The 14343-nt window shown below is 51.0% G+C and carries 14 protein-coding genes; 7 read left to right on the top strand and 7 right to left on the bottom strand.

Annotated features, from left to right (window positions below):
• Window positions 1-39: 39 nt before the first annotated feature.
• Entirely contained in the window at window positions 40-378 is a 339-nt protein-coding gene (locus tag PRZ02_RS07215; RefSeq protein WP_449465157.1) for a hypothetical protein, read from the bottom strand.
• 156 nt (window positions 379-534) lie between these two features.
• Entirely contained in the window at window positions 535-888 is a 354-nt protein-coding gene (locus PRZ02_RS07210) for a hypothetical protein (protein WP_449465156.1), read from the bottom strand.
• A gap of 78 nt (window positions 889-966) precedes the next feature.
• Between PRZ02_RS07210 and PRZ02_RS07205 the strand changes: the two genes are divergently transcribed.
• The 3 genes from PRZ02_RS07205 (at window position 967) to PRZ02_RS07195 (ending at window position 3704) form a co-directional block, all read left to right on the top strand.
• Complete coding sequence (locus PRZ02_RS07205) at window positions 967-1995, top strand: 6-phosphofructokinase (RefSeq protein WP_449465155.1); 1029 nt, start codon at window positions 967-969, stop codon at window positions 1993-1995.
• Between the two features lie 245 nt (window positions 1996-2240).
• Window positions 2241-2906, top strand: a complete 666-nt coding sequence (locus PRZ02_RS07200; RefSeq protein ID WP_449465154.1) for an HAD-IB family phosphatase — start codon at window positions 2241-2243, stop codon at window positions 2904-2906.
• A gap of 3 nt (window positions 2907-2909) precedes the next feature.
• The gene (locus PRZ02_RS07195; RefSeq protein ID WP_449465153.1) at window positions 2910-3704 is read left to right on the top strand and encodes a DUF72 domain-containing protein; all 795 of its coding nucleotides are present in this window, start codon (window positions 2910-2912) and stop codon (window positions 3702-3704) included.
• 14 nt (window positions 3705-3718) lie between these two features.
• Here the strand turns inward: PRZ02_RS07195 and PRZ02_RS07190 are convergent, their stop codons facing one another.
• The 3 genes from PRZ02_RS07190 to PRZ02_RS07180 form a co-directional block, all read right to left on the bottom strand.
• On the bottom strand, window positions 3719-4012 hold the full coding sequence (locus PRZ02_RS07190) for a MarR family transcriptional regulator (RefSeq protein ID WP_449465152.1): 294 nt from the start codon (window positions 4010-4012) through the stop codon (window positions 3719-3721).
• A 218-nt stretch (window positions 4013-4230) separates the two neighbouring features.
• Entirely contained in the window at window positions 4231-5544 is a 1314-nt protein-coding gene (locus PRZ02_RS07185; protein WP_449465151.1) for a TldD/PmbA family protein, read from the bottom strand.
• Between the two features lie 5 nt (window positions 5545-5549).
• On the bottom strand, window positions 5550-6977 hold the full coding sequence (locus PRZ02_RS07180; RefSeq protein ID WP_449465150.1) for a TldD/PmbA family protein: 1428 nt from the start codon (window positions 6975-6977) through the stop codon (window positions 5550-5552).
• A 249-nt stretch (window positions 6978-7226) separates the two neighbouring features.
• Between PRZ02_RS07180 and PRZ02_RS07175 the strand changes: the two genes are divergently transcribed.
• From PRZ02_RS07175 to dnaJ, 3 genes are all read left to right on the top strand, one after another.
• Complete coding sequence (locus tag PRZ02_RS07175) at window positions 7227-7700, top strand: nucleotide exchange factor GrpE (protein ID WP_449465149.1); 474 nt, start codon at window positions 7227-7229, stop codon at window positions 7698-7700.
• A 92-nt stretch (window positions 7701-7792) separates the two neighbouring features.
• Complete coding sequence (gene dnaK / locus PRZ02_RS07170; protein ID WP_449465148.1) at window positions 7793-9634, top strand: molecular chaperone DnaK; 1842 nt, start codon at window positions 7793-7795, stop codon at window positions 9632-9634.
• Between the two features lie 14 nt (window positions 9635-9648).
• Window positions 9649-10833 (top strand): molecular chaperone DnaJ, encoded by a 1185-nt coding sequence (gene dnaJ / locus PRZ02_RS07165; RefSeq protein ID WP_449465147.1) that lies wholly within the window; start codon window positions 9649-9651, stop codon window positions 10831-10833.
• On the opposite strand, the gene PRZ02_RS07160 is transcribed toward dnaJ, so the two are convergent.
• Complete coding sequence (locus PRZ02_RS07160; RefSeq protein WP_449465146.1) at window positions 10727-12067, bottom strand: TldD/PmbA family protein; 1341 nt, start codon at window positions 12065-12067, stop codon at window positions 10727-10729. The genes dnaJ and PRZ02_RS07160 overlap by 107 nt on opposite strands.
• Window positions 12060-13334 (bottom strand): metallopeptidase TldD-related protein, encoded by a 1275-nt coding sequence (locus PRZ02_RS07155; protein ID WP_449465145.1) that lies wholly within the window; start codon window positions 13332-13334, stop codon window positions 12060-12062. The genes PRZ02_RS07160 and PRZ02_RS07155 overlap by 8 nt, the downstream gene beginning before the upstream one ends.
• Before the next feature lie 92 nt (window positions 13335-13426).
• Here PRZ02_RS07155 and PRZ02_RS07150 point away from each other — a divergent pair, with 92 nt between their 5' ends.
• Window positions 13427-14137, top strand: coding sequence for an HAD family hydrolase (locus PRZ02_RS07150; RefSeq protein ID WP_449465144.1), 711 nt, complete (start codon window positions 13427-13429; stop codon window positions 14135-14137).
• Window positions 14138-14343: the final 206 nt, after the last annotated feature.

Below are 14343 nucleotides of genomic sequence, written 5' to 3'. Positions count from 1 at the left end.
GGTCGGCGTGAAAAACAACTGCTCGCGATTGCTCGCAACTTAGTGGGCGACCTTGTTCACCGCATCCCTCTTTACGTTGTGCTCGCGTTCGAACTCCTGCCTAATCTTGACTGAAAGCTTTTCCCTCCATGGAATTATCGCCGTCCTCGGAAACCGGTGATGCAACGCCTTCAGGCGGCTTGTAGTCTTCATCTGTTCAAGCGCTGTAGTGTTCGTTGCCACGATATGATTGTTGAACCACTTTACCTCCAAGAAGAGCCTCTGCAGAAGCAAGAGCCTGCCCTTCGGGATATTGCTCCTGTCGAGCTTGAGGTCGTAGGTTTTGTCCTCTCGCGCCTTCCCGTTCTCTGACCTCTCATTTTCCTCAAGGTCAGGCATGCTTCACCCATCTCCATCTTGTCAGACGGCCGTAGAGCCTTTCTATAAAAAGGGAAGAGAAGGGGCTATCTACCATCTCCCTTGCGGAAGGGGGGCTATCATAGCCTGGCACCCGACAGAGTTAAAACTTATGAGATAGGTCTTCCTAGGTATTTATTACCGGACTCGGAATTGGTCAGCAACTGATTTAAATGCCTCGCTTAAAAAAGCGGGTAAGGTCTTTTCCTGAGAGAAAGAGGCGAAAACCGCTTTTGCGGTCTCTCTCCACTTCTCAAGGTCGTCATCGGTTTTCAAAGTATTTAGCTTGTCTTCAAGCTCCTTAATTGATATCTTGATTTGCAGTATGTCCTTGTAAAGTTGGATGGGGTTGTTAACCGCTAACCTCTTGCGTTCTATATCGTATTCGGTGCTGGCTAGTCTGAGTCTAAGCTGAAAGAGGGACCGCTTATAGGCTTCCTTGCGCCTTTCCATGAGCTCTTCGTGAGCTGGCGCGTAAAAACTCGCCTGCAAAAATGAGCGCTTACTGGCTCGTTTAGGTTCGTAAAACTAAGACGGAAAACTTAAAATTGACGGCAGGTGTTCTCGCAAATGAAGATTGGCGTACTTACGGGCGGTGGTGATGCGCCGGGCCTTAACGCTGCCATACGGGGTGTTACGAGGCGTGCCCTTAGTTATGGGTATGAAGTCGTCGGCATAAGGCGGGGATGGGCAGGCCTGCTCGAAAAAGACGTGATGAAATTAGACAGAGATGCGGTTTCCGGGATCCTGCCGAAAGGCGGAACGATTCTGGGTACCTCTAGGACAAATCCCTTCGCGAACGAGGATGACAAAAACAAGCTGCTGCGCAACATAGAGGAGCTTGGCCTTGATGCAATAGTCGCCATTGGCGGAGACGATACGCAGGGCGTTGCCGCGAAGCTCAGCGATCTGGGCTACAAGGTCGTCGGCATACCTAAGACTATCGACAATGACTTGTCCGGGACCGATCGCACTTTTGGCTTTGACACTGCTGTTGCCATAGCTACAGAGGCCATCGACAGAATACACACCACTGCTGAATCGCATCAGCGCACCATAGTTGTTGAGGTTATGGGTCGGCATGCGGGATGGATAGCGTTGTACTCTGGCTTGGCGGGTGGCGCTGACGTCATATTGCTGCCAGAGGAACCCTTTGACATAGATGAGGTGTGTTCAATGGTTAAGAAGAGATACGAACAGGGCCGCAAGTTCGCCATCGTCGTGGTTGCCGAGGGAGCAGTCCCCAAGGGAATTGAGGACTTCTTCACTCGGAGTTCCCAAAAAGACGCGTTCGGTCATGAGAGGCTGGGAGGAATAGGAGAGTGGCTTGAGAAGGAAATCGAGAAGCGCACGGGCGTGGAGACCCGGTCTGTGGTGCTTGGGCATGTCCAGAGAGGAGGTAGCCCTACGGCGTACGACAGGATATTAGCAACAAGGTTTGGAATCGCTGCGGCTGATCTCATAAAGAACGGCGACTTTGGCAAAATGGTCAGCCTTCAGGGAGAGAAGATAGTCGCTGTCCCGCTTAAGGAAGCGGTCAAGGCCAACAGGGTAGTACCGGAAGACATGCGGTGGTTAGCTAAGGTATTCAGCCCCTAGATCTAGCTCACCCTTGCACGTCGTTGAGATTCCAAAGCGCGACATCGGCCCTAGCGGCCCCCGAGAGTTTTGAATTTCCTAGCCTTGACTTTCATAAGGTGCTGTGCTTATGGCGAAATCGAGGTCGTGGTTTTCTTCGCGCCGTGGGTTTAGTGCTGGCTTGCGGGAGCGTTCCCAAAATACTTATATTGCAACGTCTATTGTTTGCTACCTCTCCCGCGATAGCTGGGGCCTTAGTGATTAGCATGAAGGGTGTCGTGATTTTTGACGTTGATGGAACGCTAGATGACGAGAAGAGCAGCTGGCGTTTGCTTTATTCTATCCGTGGCCAGGCCGCCCTTTCTGACCAGCGCTTTGCGGCTTTTGAAGCTGGCGACATAGATTACGAGCGCCTGGTCGAGCTGACCATTGAGGATCTAAGGCGGCTTAAGTTAACTAGACATGACATAGATCGCATTAGGACGAGGCTAAGGCCCAGGCCAGAGGCTGTGGCCGTAATTAGAAAGCTGAAGGAGATGGGATGGGAAGTTGCAGCGGTGTCGGCTGGCGTGTGCAATCTTATCGATGAATTGGTAAGTTCCATGGGCATAGCGTTGAGGTTTTGTAACTCGCTCGAGTTTGACGAGAGTGGAATTGTGTGTTGCGCGAAGATCGCAGTTAACCCCACGAGGAAGGATGCCGTAATAGATGACATACGTCGTTACCTCTCATTACCCATGGAAGCGGTCGTGACCGTGGGCGACCATACCATGGATTTTTCCATGTTTAGGGACAGCGGGCATTATTTAATCTTTGATGGCGGGCATGGTTCTTGCGATGACGGCATAGGAGGCCACATAAGCTCGTTGATAGAGGTTCCCGATTGGATAGAGCGCTGGGAAAACCAAGGGAAGAACTTGACGAGGGGTTAGCATGTGATCTATGTGGGTTGTTCGGGTTGGAGCTACGATGAGTGGGTGGGAATCCTATATAATACTCCGGACCGCAAGTTCTCGCAGTACTCTAAGGTGTTTGATATAGCTGAGATAGACTCCACGTTTTACAGGGTTCCTCCACCCTCCATGGCCAAGGGACTTGCTGCCTCTTCGCCAGACGGTTTCAAGTTTCTTCCGAAGTTCAATCGCTCTATAACCCACGAGAAGATGCTGGGCAAGCTCGGCGATATTGATGCTGACCTCGATGATTTTATGCTTTTCTTAAAGCCGCTGCAAAGCAGCGGCAAGCTTGGCCCGTCGCTTCTACAGCTTCCTCCTTATTTCGGGGCGGAAGACTCGCCTTACCTCTTCGACTTCCTTTCGACAATCGAAGGAAAAATATTTGTCGCAGTAGAATTCAGGAATGCCTCCATCGTCAATGACGACGTTATATTGAAACTAAGCGACCGTGGAATACCGTATGTCGCCGTTGATGAGCCGCTGCTTCCTCCTTACAACTTCATAACTTCTGACAGCGTTTACGTTAGGTTTCACGGGCACGGAGAAAAGGTGTGGTTTGATTATAAGTATTCAGACGACGAGTTGAGGCCTTGGGCTGATAGGCTTAAGAAGCTTGAGGAGATGACCTCTTACGTCCTGTTTAATAATCACTTTCATGGGTATGCAGTTCAAAACGCTTTATCTTTTATCAATATGACAGGGCAAATGACTGATGCGCAGAGAGAGGTATTTGAGAGGATAAGTCGCTCAACTCTGGCACCGCGACTTAAGTAGAGCCGTCGCGGTTTTCACGCGGTTACCTTTTCGCCTTTCTCTATGGCTTGATATCCCTGATCGGTTATGGCGTAGAGCGCGTTGCGGCGTCCGTACTTCTTTACGTAATTTCCTTCAATTAGTTTCTTCATGAGTACTGAAACGTATTGGCGCTTTATCCCAGTTTTCATTGAAATAGTGCTTATTGTTGATGGCTGCCCTATTTTGTAAAGCGTCTCGAGAATTCTTTTTTGCGGTGGGCTTACGGTCTTGTACAAGCTGGTTATCTCGTCTTCTTCAAGCCACTTGCCTTTCACGTATATCCTCATTTCAAATAATATTATCATTATAGTTTATATATTTTTTGGTATACAAAGATAAAGTAAAAATCAGATGAGCATGAAGCTTGAGCGATATCGTACTTACCTGACCGGTTTGGATTTTTCGGTGCTCAAATATTCCAGTCGCTGATAGGGGTTTGTCGGTTCTGGCTGCGCAACTCTGCTCCAGTTATGAGGGTGAACTTGCTAGGGGTTTATTATAGGGCTCAGCCAGCCGAGGTCAGGTGCACGCCGCTAATCCTTACGTACGGCAGTAAAACAGGTGTTTCGACCTCCCACCATCTGATGAGGTATTGTCTGTTTCCCAGCGCAGTTATGGATGACAGCATCCTGGGCAGGTTATCGCTGAGCCGTAATCCCTTAAGTGCCCTTATCCTCTTCCCTTCCTTCACTTCGAATACGGCATCTCTGAGTATCGTGGAGAAATCTCCGGTGACGTAGTTTTGAAATCTGGTGTACCAGTTATTGGTTATGTATATGACGTGGCCGGAAAAGAGATCGCTTTCTTCGTCTTTTCCAGCGGATACCTCTAAGTTCCATGGCCTTGGTTCAATCCATCCAGCGTTAGCGGTATTTGGAATGCCCATCTTGTTAGAAAAGTGAGAGTTGGTCAGGTAATGTCTGAGGTGTCCTGCCTCTATTATTGAAGTTCTCTGCGTGGGGTACCCTTCGTCATCAAACGGCCTTACCAGTAACCCATCCTTGAGGAGCCCATCATCGTATATTGAGAGGAACGGCGGAGCTACGTCGTTGCCAAGCCTCCCAGCCAGGAACGAAAAGCCAGACTCGACCGAATAGGCCGAAGAGGCATATCCGATTGAATCTACGAGGTTAGCAAATATGGAAGGATCAAGGACAACATCGAAGTATCCCTCCTCGCCTGGTTCGGGAGACCTCGCATCTCTTGCCAGCTCTCCGGCCCTCCCACCAGCTGCCTCTGGGTTGAGGTTAGACAGGCGGCTTGAAGCCGTTATGCCTTGCCCAGAGCCCTGGCCTGAGAAAGCCCTTATTACCAGGTGATTTGACGTGGAAGTAGCTGTTAGTTCTGCCCCAGTTGTCGTGACCAAGTGCCATGAATTGTCCTCTGAGTTCAGCACAACTGCGGACCTCTCAGCGCCATTTGCTAAGGCAGCGGAGTCCGCTCTGAGCACCATGTCAGCCAGCATGCCATCTGATACGGGTTCCTTGGGCGCTTCTGTGAGAGGTTTATACGAGCTCTTGGGCGCTAGCTTTGAAAAATCCTGCTTGGGCTTCATGGATGCCGCCGAAATCCTCAGCCTGTCGAGCAGGCTGAGGGCTGCGTCCGTGGCGGTGCTTAGGGTGGAGCCAACCGCGATGCTTCCACGGTTCTTGTAAAGTATCGCGGTCTCGATCTCATTCCATGCTTGGGAAACCGTGAACTCGCCGTTAGAGAACCTCACCATCTTTCTGGAAGTTGAAGCTATGAGGCATGCTACCTCCTCGCCCGGTTTTGCGCTCCTTACGACCACTTGAGCGACGTCCAGATCGGCGCTTTGCATTCGGATCACCTCTTAGAAATCCTCACCCTTCTAAGTCTTACCTCGGCACCTCCTGTCCACACAGGAACTCCTTGCGATGGTTCACCTTTGCCACACGTGGCGGCGTTGAAAGCAAGGTTTCTGCTAACGGCGTCAACGCTTGAATAGAGCTTTCCGGTTGTTATTTCCAGCACGGGAGCCTTGAGTGGCTCCTCGATCTTGCCGTTCTTTATGGAATAGGCCTCCAACCCGACGTACCTTTCGTTCCACCTCACGTCATCGATGTTCCATTCCATGAAAGACTTTATGTATACGCCATCGCTTATGCCTTCTACCAGTTCATCCAATGATTGATCTCCTGGCGCGAAATAGGTGTTTGCCATCCTTACCATGGGTTCCCTGTCAAAAGCTGAGGCCCTGGCTGCGCCGTTTGGCTGGGCTCCCAGAAGGGACGCGGTTTCCCTATTATGAAGAAACTCATTTATTATACCATCTTTTATGAGGTACCTGGGCCTAGCTTTTACACCCTCATCATCGTAGAGGTAGTACCCGTAAGAATGGGGCAATGTTGGGTCATCGATTACGTTGACCTTATCTGATCCGATCTTAAGGCCCAATGAAGTTGGCTTGAGGTACGACTCACCAGCTTGCGCGGCCTCCCTTCCAAGTATCCTATCTGCTTCTGCTGGATGACCGGCGGACTCGTGGACGACTATGCCGGATACCTCAGAGCCCAAAACCACGTCTTTCTCCCCAGTCTCGGGAAGGGTCCCCTTCATCAAGTTATCTGAAAGGACGTTTGCCAGTTCCTTCGTCCTATTCCTTAAGTCCCATTTGGCCACCGCTTCCCATCCGCTGGCCTCGCCCAGTTGATCATATTTTTGTATGCTTCCTTTTTGCGGGTTATAGGCAGTTAGAAAGATAAAGCCCTCCGCCCTTAATACATCACTCTCCACTTTATCCCCGTAGCTGTTAACGATGAGTTTTCTCTTTTCATTGAACCCGATTGAAAACACCCTAGCGGGGAATGTGACGTCAGCATAAGTTGCGTAATCATCTAGGGCGAGCAGTTCGTTTATCTTTTCCTCCATGGGTACTGAGAAAGGATTTTGCTTGCGCTCCGATGCCCATTTTGCTGAGACGCTTTCAATCTGAGCGACGCGCACGGGATTCTTTATCCTGATGCTCGCGGCTTTGGCCATGCTGATAGCGGTGTCCAACATCTTCATTAGGCTTGCTTCAGACAGGTCGTTTGTTGATGAAAAACCAAGCGCTCCTCTGTAAACCACCCGAATTCCCACTCCACTCGCGCGCGAATATCCCACCGCGTCGACCTCCCTGTTTTTAACGATTGCCCCCTCTTCCTCGGATTCCTCGAAACGGGTTTCGACGTAAGAAGCGCCGAGTTGCTCAGCACGACGTATTAGGTTTAAAGCCAGATCTTCGTTGATCATACAACGAAATCCTTGGTCGTTAAAAAGCGTTCTTAGAACCGGGATCTCATGATCAGATGAACTATGACGTTATCTTTCGGGAGCGGGTTCTTAAGAGAAGGCAACTTATCAGAAACTGCGTGAGCGGCTTTTAAACTGAAAGCGAGACCTGACCCGATTCGCCCTCTTGGGTAGGTTATGTAATGGCGCCAAGGTCTAATTCCGATACTTTTATTATGGCACCGTTTTTATGTCATAGGTGGGGCCTTCGTGGAAATCGATCCAGGTTTGCTCTTTTTGGACAAAGAGATAGCTAACAGAAGACTGGAGCAGGTTCAAAAGCAGCTCATGTACGCGTTAGCGGATCTGGAAAACGTAAGGAAAAGGGAAGACGCTGAAATAGAAGCTAGGGTTCTTTCGCTTGAGGCGAAGGCCTTTCTTCCAGTGATCTCTGCGGTTGATGATTTGCAAAGGGTATGGCAGCAGACAAGCGATCAAAACCTTAAGGAGGGACTTAGGATGATACTTGATGAGTTTCGCTCAGCTTTTAAGGAGGCAGGAATAGAGGAGATTCCCGCAGTTGGGTCAAAGTTTGATCCAATGATTCATGAGGCAGTAGGTGAAGAGGAAACCGACTTGCCCGCTGGCACCGTTGCAGTGGAGTTGCGCAAGGGATACACGCTGAAGGGGAAGGTGCTAAGGCCGTCGATAGTCAAGATCTCTAAATCTAGGCAAGTACAGTGAGATAAACCGTTAACTTAGCTTGAAAAGCCCAGTAAAAATCGGCGGATCAAAAAACATATAGGGCGTATGACCGTTATACATGATATCAGAAAATGCCAGAAAAGATATTGGGCATAGATCTGGGTACGAGCAATTCCGCAGCTGCGGTTATGCAGGGTGGCAGGCCTGTAGTGATCCCGAGCGCAGAGGGTATAACGGTATGGGGAGGTAAGGCCTTTCCCTCCTACGTTGCTTTTACTAAGGACGGCCAGCTGCTTGTAGGGGAGCCCGCGAGAAGGCAGGCCGCTACTAATCCCGAGGGAACCGTAGCAGCTTGGAAGAGGAAGATAGGAACAAATTATAAGTACAAGATATACGGGAAGGAGTATACCCCAGAGCAGCTTTCAGCTTTTCTGCTTCAAAAGATAAAGCGTGACGCAGAAACCTATCTCGGTGAACCCATAAAGAAGGCCGTCATAACGGTCCCGGCACACTTCAATGACAATCAAAGGCAGGCGACTAAGGACGCTGGTACCATAGCTGGACTTGAAGTGGTTAGGATAATAAACGAGCCCACCGCTTCAGCGCTGGCATATGGGGTAGATAAGTCCGACAAGGAGATGAAGATCTTGGTTTTCGAGCTTGGTGGAGGGACTTACGACGTCACGCTGATGGAGTTCGGAGGCGGAGTTTTTGAGGTGAAGGCGACGAATGGAGATACCCAGCTCGGAGGTACCGACATGGATAACGCAATAGTCAACTATCTCGTGAAGCAGTTCAAGGACCAGACGGGGATAGACCTGACTGGAGACCAGATGGCGATGCAGCGGGTTAGAGAAGCCGCGGAAAAGGCCAAGATAGAGCTCTCATCCATGTTGACCACCGACATAAACGTGCCCTTCATAGCCACAGATGCAACTGGGCCCAAGCATCTGACCGCGACGTTGACCAGAGCCAAGCTGGAGGAGCTCGTGGCCCCCATTCTAGAGAGGACAAAGGCCCCTCTCGCCCAGGCCCTTCAAGATGCGAAATGGAAGAAGGAGGACATAGATAAGATCATCCTGGTAGGGGGCCCGACAAAAATGCCCATAGTACAGAGGTTCGTGCAGGAGCTCCTCGGCAAAGCCCCTGAGAGAGGAATCGATCCAATGGAATGCGTTGCCATAGGTGCCGCCATCCAGGGAGCAGTTTTGGCTGGAGAGATAAGTGATATCGTTCTTCTTGACGTCACCCCACTATCCTTGGGGGTCGAGACCGTCGGAGGCGTGTTCACAAAGATAATTGATAGGAACACGACGATCCCTACAAGAAAGTCCCAGATATTTACGACCGCCGCGGACTTCCAAACCGAGGTCACAATCCACGTGCTTCAGGGCGAGAGACCAATGGCGGCCGATAACCTTTCACTTGGTATGTTTACACTATCCGGAATACCTCCTGCCCCGAGAGGAGTACCTCAGATAGAGGTGACCTTCGACATAGATGCCAACGGCATCCTCAACGTGACAGCTGTTGATAAGGCGACCGGAAAACAGCAGAAAATAACGATAACTGGATCGACCAAGCTCAGCGAGGAGGAAAAGGAGAGGATGATTAAGGAGGCAGAGCGTTTCGCGGAAGAGGACAAGAAGAAGAAGGAGCTCGCTGAGGCAAAGAACAACGCTGACTCGCTGATATACGCGAGTGAGAAGTCGCTAGCGGATCTCGGAGATAAGGTTCCATCGGACCTCAAGGAACGCGTCAATTCAGCCATAAAGGACCTGAGGGAGGCCTTGAAGGGAGATGACGTAAACCTGATAAAGAGCAGAACCGAGGGACTTCAGAAAGTGCTTTCTGAGGTGGGGACAGTGGCTTATAGTGCTGCTTCATCATCAAATGCCACCGGGACGCAAGCGCAGGGCACGGGAGAAGCCAAGGACGCGAACTTTAAAGTCGAGGGAGATAAGCAATCGTAGGGAAGCGATGGAAGGTGGCCGACGTAGATTACTACGAAGTCCTTGGCGTTCCCAGAAACGCCACTAAAGAGGAGATAAAGGCCGCCTTCCGCAAACTTGCGCTTCAGTATCATCCGGACAGGAACAAGTCCCCGGAGGCAGAGGAGAAGTTCAAGCTCATCTCAGAGGCCTATGCAGTTCTTTCCGATGATGAAAAGCGCCGGGAATACGATGCCGAAGGAGCGGAGGGCTTCGGCAGAAAGCACTCCGAAGAGGACATTTTCAGTGGGGTCGACTTTGGCGACATATTTAGAGATCTTAACATGGAGGATTTTTTCCAGACGCTTTTCGGCTATGGTCCCTCATCGGCTCAGAGGGGCAGTGATATCCACGTCAGCCTTAAGCTGAGCTTTGAGGAAGCCGTTAAGGGAGTCCAAAAAACCATAAGGATAAAGAGAATTGAGGTCTGCCCCACGTGCGGTGGGACAGGAGCGGCGCCGGGGACCGCAAGAAAAACCTGTCCCACGTGCGGAGGCACGGGTTACGTGAGGAAGGTGTCCGGAATAGGATTTGCGAGATTTGTGCAGGTAGTTCCCTGTAACACTTGTGGAGGAAAGGGTTACGTGATTGAGAAGCCCTGTCCCACGTGCGGAGGCACGGGTTACGTGAGGAAAGAAAGATCGATAATTGTTGACGTACCTGCGGGAGTTGAGGATGGTGAGGTGCTTAGACTTGCGGGACAGGGAAACGCGGGAAGATCGGGAAGGTCGGGAGACGTCTACGTCCACCTAACGGTCGCTCCACATCCCACATTTACCCGGGACGGTAACGACGTAGTTGTGGACATAACAATACCCATGTCAAAGGCCGCGCTTGGAGGCGATATCGAGGTCCCAACGCTAGAGGGCAAGCAGGTAGTTCATATATCTCCTGGCACTCAGCCCGGTTCTACCATAAGGATAAAGGGCGCTGGGGTAAGGGGAAGAGGCGCGAGCGGAGACGAAGTGGTTAGGATAAACGTTCAGATCCCAAAGAAGCTGACCGAAAGGCAAAGGCAACTTCTTGAGGAATTTGAGAAGGAAGAAGAAAACAGGGACAGCTTCTTTTCGAGGTTTAGGGGACGCCGACTCGCGCCCCTCGACTTGACGAGAGCGCTACCGCCGACGCCGATACCCCGGGATATTCCTTTTTGCCGCTTTCAACAGCAATTATGCGTTTAAAGAACTGCTCTATGGGTATGGATATCTCAACCGGCCTAAGGGGAGAAGAGTCCTCGCCGGTGTTGCTTATCTCAAAGGCTGGAAAGGCAGAGAAAGTGAGCATTTTTCCAATAAGCTTGACGTTGCGGGCATCGATCACGTGGATTCCTCCCCGCGTTCCCTTGAGCATTTCTCCTAAATCCTCGTTATCTCCCTTGATGGATATGTTGGTAGGACCAATTTGCGGAGATGCCGTAAATGGCCTATCCCCATACCTGTAGGCGCTGGCAGTTGGATTGAGCTTCAGTTTTTGTGCCCACCTGTAGTTAGTGAGGAGCGTCGTAACGGTGCCCGATTCCACCAAGCGTATGAGGCCAGTCTTAAGTCCCTCATCATCAAATCCCCTTGACGATATCCCATTTGGGGCAACTTCGTCGTCGTAAATGCTGAGGAATGACTGGCCTATCTGATGACCTAGCTCTAAGTGCCCACCCCAAGAGGCATCGAAAACCCTCCATGCAACAGACATTATCGATGCGAGCGCTTGTTTATCTAAAAGCATGGGCCCCGGCTTATCTGCAAGCTTGGAGGCGTTCTTTAGGGATAGGCAGTTTTCGGCCGCCGTCGATCCCTCGCTGGCCCCATCAAGGCTCCCAACCCTGACGCCGTCCCACTCGCTCCAACTTGAAAGTGGGTCCGAGCGCAGCGTTGCCCTTGCGAGCCCTTGCAGCATCGTTACCGATTCGGTCACAATTCCTGCGCCTGCGGTGTCAACCGCCCTTATGAGCTCGACGGATCTGACGCTACCTCTCGCGTGAAGCTCATGCTTTTTGTCGACCTCCATTATGCCGTCAACTATCTCTTTTGCCAAGTTCACGACGCTCTCCACGTTTATCTTAGCTATGCGTGGATCGTAGGAGTCGCCTATCTGGTTCTTTCCCAGCGACTTAGGGAGGGTAGCTGGCGGAAAATCGGGTCTTGAGCTCTTGCAGAGGTGAAAGGCCCTTTCAACAGCATCTCTGATGTCCTTCTTCGTTAGCGAATTTGTGAAGCTGAAGCCCGTGGCACCATCTTCAACTATCCTTATTCCCACGCCCACCTCGTTGAATATGGAAGAGTAATGAAGGTAGCCGTCCACCACCTCTGCCCTAAGGCCTCTTATGGAGGAGGCATAGGCCTCGGCCTCCCTCGCCCCGAGCTTCTCGGCATCAAACACGGCCATCTCGGCCGCAGATTCGAGCTGATCTTCAGTCAACGGTTCCCCCCTCCACGAGAAGGGCATCGGATTCCTCGGCTATAGGTATGAGCCCACCTCCAAATTTCCTGAGGCATCCGAAGCCTTTCGGTTCCCCTTCTATGCCCGTTACCTTTACCTTAGATAGGTCAATACCCAGTCTGAGCGCTTTTCTGCCAACCGGCGCGCCGCCCTTGTAGACCACGGTAAGGGGTGAATAGAGCCAAATGACCTCGCCCGAGTTGAAGGAGCCCAGAGAATATGTAAAAGGCACGTAGTAGAAGTCCTTTGGCATTGAGGTTTTTTCAATTGACACGACCCTGGTGTTGCTGTTTGCGGGTCCCGGCTCATGTATGAAGTCCTGCGCTCTCGCCCTTCCTCCGTAGTCGTCAAGTTCCCTTGTGGTAAGCTTGCGCTCGACCTTGCCGCTTGCCACGAGCTGTATCGGCTCGGCCTTCACTCCCTCGTCGTCAAATGGCATGTATCCGTAGCCTGATTCCCGAGTGGGGTCATCTAAAACTTCTAAGTTAGGCAACGGGAAGCGATCGTACGAGCTTTCACTAGGAAAGACATATTGGGGTAGGACGTCGTCAATTAAGAAATTCGAGGCGGCCCTTGGAGAGAGCACGACGCTTTCGGCTTCCGCATCAGTTGAAGAGAAGACGAGCTGTTCGTAGAACTCGTCAACGTCCTTCCTGATCTGCTTGAAAACCTCCCATCCTCCAACGTATCCATCCTCATAGATGAGTTGCCAGTCATCACCATAGGCCTCTATGGACACGTATACCGAGGGCTTTATGCTTCTGAGCCTTAGGCCGTAGTTCGTGGCCAGGGTTCTGTCCTCGTAAAGTTCCAGGTAGTGCAACCTTGTCAGCTTTGCAGACGTTACCTTTGATGCCGCTCTAGCTAGTGCCAATACCTCCTTTACCTTATCTTGACTGTCGAGTTCCCTTGGATCCTGCTTCATTGGGGCCTTCACGTTTTCAACCCTTCCCTCAATTGGCTTTACTTTGGTGGCGTTGAAGTTCGACGCCCTGGCCATTCTAACGGATTCCTCGACGGCCCTTTCGATCGAGGTTTTAGTTATGAAGGACGTCGAGGAATATCCTCTCCCGGAGCCGTAAAAAGTCCTTATTCCAACTCCGTTATATATACCTCCAATGGAGTGAACGACGCCGCGATCCTCTACCAGTAAGTCGAGAAACTCCGTCGTTTCTCCTCTTACCTCCACGTATTCGGCTCCATGCTCTTGCGCGTATGAAAGCGCGTCGGAAGTAAGTTCTATCATATAAATAATGTAAAGGGACCGAAATAAGAATGTCTGTGTGAGGGCTTACGGGGCGCTAACGGTTGCTTTAAATTTGTGAGATTGATGTAACTATGAAGCCTAAGGCGGTTGCTTTCGACGCTTATGGAACCCTTTTCCTGATAGAAACGGACGAGCAAGACGAGAAGCTTTTTGAGACTTTCTCGCGGTGGCTGGAACTCAATGAGGTTCACGTGGATCCGCAGAAGCTCGCTACCTCCTATAGGGCGGAGTTCGATAAGAGGCTGAAGAGGGAGGTCAGCATGGGCTTGCGGTACCCCGAGGCTGACGTGAGGGATGTCATGGAAGTCATACTGGGTTCGTCCGCGAGGCGTAGGTTTGTGGAGGAAGCGTGTCTCGTTTTCAGGGCGTTGAGCATCAAGAAGTTCGGGCTTAGAAATGGTGTTGAAGAGGTTTTGGGAAGGCTAGGAAGACCGCTTGCGTTGATATCGAACGCCCAGGCCGCGTTCACTTGGCCTGAGTTAAGGACTTACGGACTGCATAGGCTTTTTGACGTCATAGTGCTTTCCTCCGAGGTAGGATTTAAGAAACCGGATCCGTTGATCTTTGACGTGGCGCTTGCAAGGCTTGGGCTTTTATATGAACGGGACAAGGTTGTTTACGTTGGAGATACTTATGAGACAGATGTGGTTGGTGCCAAGCGGGCTGGGATGAAGGCCATACTCATAGGTCATGCCTCTGCCAGTTACCAGATTAAGCCTGATGCCTATCTCGATCCCGACAAGTTTGGCGATCTTCCCGACGTTATAGAACAGTTGCCATAGGCTCCTTTGAATACTTTTAATTTTGTGCAGGTGGCCGATCGTTAGGAGGTCTTCGCGTAGCTTGTTTGATGAAAAGTGCTTGCATTTTTCCGCCCGCACTTTTAATGTAGCGTTTAAAAGGCGTAGATGGGGCCATTGATCGTGTCAAGGCATGTCCATCAAAAACTGGGAGAAGGAATATGATGTCGGCATAGTGAAGAGGGCTG

Origin of the sequence: Tardisphaera saccharovorans, from assembly GCF_046635845.1 — an archaeon.
GTDB lineage: Archaea > Thermoproteota > Thermoprotei_A > Marsarchaeales > UBA168 > UBA168.
This window is presented reverse-complemented; position numbering and strand designations above follow the sequence as displayed.

Excerpts from the sequence above, each read along its gene's own strand:
- PRZ02_RS07215 (WP_449465157.1), bottom strand. The coding sequence starts at position 378 with ATGCCTGACCTTGAGGAAAATGAGAGGTCAGAGAACGGGAAGGCGCGA.
- PRZ02_RS07205 (WP_449465155.1), top strand. The coding sequence starts at position 967 with ATGAAGATTGGCGTACTTACGGGCGGTGGTGATGCGCCGGGCCTTAAC.
- PRZ02_RS07200 (WP_449465154.1), top strand. The coding sequence starts at position 2,241 with ATGAAGGGTGTCGTGATTTTTGACGTTGATGGAACGCTAGATGACGAG.
- PRZ02_RS07190 (WP_449465152.1), bottom strand. The coding sequence starts at position 4,012 with ATGAGGATATACGTGAAAGGCAAGTGGCTTGAAGAAGACGAGATAACC.
- PRZ02_RS07185 (WP_449465151.1), bottom strand. The coding sequence starts at position 5,544 with ATGCAAAGCGCCGATCTGGACGTCGCTCAAGTGGTCGTAAGGAGCGCA.
- PRZ02_RS07180 (WP_449465150.1), bottom strand. The coding sequence starts at position 6,977 with ATGATCAACGAAGATCTGGCTTTAAACCTAATACGTCGTGCTGAGCAA.
- dnaK (WP_449465148.1), top strand. The coding sequence starts at position 7,793 with ATGCCAGAAAAGATATTGGGCATAGATCTGGGTACGAGCAATTCCGCA.
- PRZ02_RS07155 (WP_449465145.1), bottom strand. The coding sequence starts at position 13,334 with ATGATAGAACTTACTTCCGACGCGCTTTCATACGCGCAAGAGCATGGA.
- PRZ02_RS07150 (WP_449465144.1), top strand. The coding sequence starts at position 13,427 with ATGAAGCCTAAGGCGGTTGCTTTCGACGCTTATGGAACCCTTTTCCTG.